We start from the raw sequence: 3,533 nt of genomic DNA, 5'->3' as shown, positions 1-3,533 counted from the left end.
CGGTGACCAGCAGTGGGTGCCCAGTGAAGGTGACCAGTAGTGGGGGATCAGCGGTGAGCGCAGGGGACAGACGCACGCTGCCGGTTCCCGACGGGCTGGACGGCCTGCGCCTGGACGCCGCCATCGCCCGGATGTTCGGGTTGTCCCGGACGGCCGCCGCGGCGCTCGTGGATGACGGCTACGCCAGTGTCAACGGCACGGTGCGGGGCCGGTCCGATCGGGTGACCGGCGGCGCGTGGCTCGACGTCGAACTGCCGGCGCCGCCGGCTCCGGTTCAGATGGAGGCAACCCCGGTGCCCGGCTTGGAGGTGATCCACGACGATGGTGACATCGTGGTCGTGGGCAAGCCGGTGGGCGTCGCCGCTCACCCCGCTCCCGGGTTCAGCGGACCGACCGTGATCGGTGGGCTCGCCGCGGCCGGCTACCGCATTGCGACCAGCGGTGCGTCCGAGCGTCAGGGTGTGGTCCACCGCCTGGATGTCGGCACAACGGGAATCATGGTGGTCGCGAAGAGCGAGCACGCCTACACCGTGTTGAAGCGTGCCTTCCGGGAGCGGGAGGTCGAAAAGATCTACCGGGCTCTGGTGCAGGGGCATCCGGATCCATCCAGGGGAACGGTCGACGCACCGATCGACCGGCACCCGCGCAAACCAGGCCTGTTCGCCGTCGTTGCGGATGGTAAACCCAGCGTTACCCACTATGACACCGAAGAGGCGTTCCGGGCCGCGTCCCTGCTGTCGGTGCGGCTGGAGACCGGTCGGACCCATCAGATCCGGGTGCACATGTCGGCGTTGCGGCATCCCTGCGTCGGTGATCTCGCCTATGGCGCCGACCCGGTTCTCGCCGGCCGGCTCGGGTTGACCCGGCAATGGCTCCATGCCGCGCAGCTGTCCTTCGCTCATCCCGCGGACGGTCGGTGGATGACGTTCACCAGCCCCGATCCAGCCGATCTGGCGGAGGCGGTGTCCCTCCTCCGCCAGCAGTCATGATCACTTCCGAGGATTAGAGCGCCCGGCGGCGCAGGTCCACGTCCCGTGGCGCAGGTCCACCGCCGCGATGGGTTGCTCATGCGGGCGCGGGGGCACGTTCCGTCCGCGACCGAAACCCCGTGGGAGGACTGTGATGAGCACGACGACAGCACCGGTCAGATCCGCGAACGGTCACCGCACGCTGCGTCTCGGCCAGCGTGTCGCGACCCCGCAGGAGCGGGCCGAGCGTGGAAAGGCGGCGCGGGCCACGGCTCCCCGTTCCAGCCATGGCGAGTTCTCCCCGTCGTCACGGCGACCCGACCCGGTGGATGTGATCGAGAAGCAGTCTGCCACCCGAGTGCCCGAACTGGTGCCGATCCGGTACGGGCGGATGATGGAGTCGCCGTTCCGGTTCTTCCGGGGCGCAGCGGCGATCATGGCTGGTGACCTTTCCAGGACACCACGGACCGGGATCACCGCACAGCTGTGCGGTGATGCCCACCTGGTGAACTTCCGTCTGCTCGCATCACCCGAGCGGCGCCTGACGTTCGATATCAACGACTTCGACGAAACTCTGCCCGGCCCATGGGAGTGGGACGTCAAACGGCTGGCGGCCAGCTTCGTCATCGCGGGCCGGCAGAACGGTTTCACCGCTGCCGAAAGGCGGTCGGTGGTCACGACCATGGTGCGTTTCTACCGGGAGTGGATGCGCCGGTTCGCCGAGATGACCAACCTCGCGGTCTGGTACGCGCGGATCGATGTGGAACAGCTCGAGTCCGAATTTCGGGACCGGCTTACCAAATCCCGGCGCCGGCGGGTCAAGCGTACGATGAACAGCGCCCGTACCCGCGACAGCCTGCGGGCGTTCAACAAGCTCACCGTGGTCCTCGACGGCGAGCGCCGGATCGCCTCGGACCCGCCGCTGCTCGTTCCGATCATGGAGCTGCTCCCCGGCGTGCAGGGCGATGTCCTCGCCGAGCAGCTCAACCGGGTGATCGAGGAGTACCGGGACTCACTGCAGGCGGACCGCCGTGCCCTGCTCGACCAGTACCGGCTGGTCGACGTCGCCCGGAAGGTCGTCGGGGTCGGCAGTGTCGGTACCCGTTGCTGGATTGTCCTCATGCTCGGCCGGGACGACCAGGACCCGCTGTTCCTCCAGGTGAAAGAAGCCGACACGTCGGTGCTCGCCGATTACCTGCCGGCGAGTGAGTACACCAACCAGGGGGAACGCGTCGTCTCCGGTCAACGGCGCATGCAGGCGGCCAGCGACATCTTCCTCGGTTGGCACCAGGGGACCGGGATCGACGGCCAGACACGATACTTCTACGTCCGTCAGCTGTATGACTGGAAGGGCGTCGTACAGGTCGACGAGATGCCGCCAGACGGCATGCGGTCGTTCGCGGAACTGTGCGGGGCGACGCTGGCCCGCGCCCACGCCCGGTCGGGGGACCGGATCGCCATCGCCTCCTACCTCGGCCGCACCGACGTCTTCGACCGGGCGCTCGCAGACTTCGCCGAGGCGTACGCCGACCAGAACGAGCGTGACCATGCCGCGCTCGTCGAAGCGGTGAAGTCCGGTCGAGTCACCGCGGAGTCCATCGACTGACCGCTCGTCCGCTCGAAGATGATTTTTCGAGCTTTGTTTGGTCGAATCGACGTTTTTGATCGCACAAACCTCGAAAGATCGTCCGGATGGGCAGGCTGGCGGCGGCGTGCTGAGGATCATGAGCACGCCGCCGCCGGCATGAGTCCGGGTAGGCCGCTTCCATGTCGTGACAGTCACAGAGGAGGATGGTCGCGGGACGGACGATACGGCAGGCGTCGGGCGATATGAAGGTTGTGGTGCCCGGCGACCGCCACCGGCCGTCACCAACGACGACACGAGACGACTTGAGGAGCCCCTGCGGTGAAGTTGGCGATGGGCACCCGGGAGGTCTTCGACGCGGAGAGCCTGCTTGAGGAATACCTCGGTCCGCGCAAGCGGGGCCTGCGTTATGCCTACCCGTACTACGATGGGCTCGCCACCAACGGTGACCCCGACCTGCTGTGCACGGGGGACCTGCTCGCCCCCTGTCTGCTCGGCGTCCAGGTGGACGTCGACCGGATGCACACACTGACCGCGCTGACGCCGTTACTGCAACGCGCGCTGGACAAGCTTCCGCCAGGGATCGAATTGATCGAGGCCGACGAGGTCACACTCGATCTTGTGGCGGCCCTGTACGACCCGCTCGACGACCCCGACGTGTCCGACCGTGACGTCAAGGGTTCGCTGATCGCGAAGGTCCTGCACCGCAAGCGGCCCGGACTGGTCCCGCTGTTCGACTCGAAAGTCAGGGTCTTCTACCAGCACGAGCGGTGCATCCCACCGGCGCCCCGTGACGGCCGATCCTGGCGTGAGTACATGCAGCTGCTGGTCAGGGCGATGCAGTACGACCTGCGGGAGAATGCTGAGGAGTTCCGTCGGTTGTCCGCGCTGGTCCCCGACAGCGGACCGCCCCTGACGCCGTTGCGCATCCTCGACATCGTCGTGTGGATGAGCAGCGCGGTCTGACCGCTGCCGCCGGC

Annotated in this window: 3 protein-coding genes; all 3 read left to right on the top strand. The window is 67.4% G+C overall.

The features are described from left to right. Nucleotides 1-53 precede the first annotated feature (53 nt). The 3 genes from U9980_RS12685 to U9980_RS12675 all read left to right on the top strand — a co-directional run bounded on the left by U9980_RS12685 (nt 54) and on the right by U9980_RS12675 (nt 3,519). Nucleotides 54-989 (top strand): RluA family pseudouridine synthase, encoded by a 936-nt coding sequence (locus tag U9980_RS12685; protein WP_322752317.1) that lies wholly within the window; start codon nt 54-56, stop codon nt 987-989. A 133-nt stretch (nt 990-1,122) separates the two neighbouring features. Beyond that, nucleotides 1,123-2,574: a DUF2252 domain-containing protein gene (locus tag U9980_RS12680; RefSeq protein ID WP_322768086.1), complete on the top strand. Its 1,452-nt coding sequence runs from the start codon at nt 1,123-1,125 to the stop codon at nt 2,572-2,574. A gap of 300 nt (nt 2,575-2,874) precedes the next feature. Then, entirely contained in the window at nt 2,875-3,519 is a 645-nt protein-coding gene (locus U9980_RS12675) for a DUF6308 family protein (protein WP_322747494.1), read from the top strand. Nucleotides 3,520-3,533 lie beyond the last annotated feature (14 nt).

This window comes from Protofrankia sp. Cr1 (genome assembly GCF_963555865.1).
In the GTDB taxonomy this organism is placed as follows: domain Bacteria; phylum Actinomycetota; class Actinomycetes; order Frankiales; family Frankiaceae; genus Protofrankia.
This window is presented reverse-complemented; position numbering and strand designations above follow the sequence as displayed.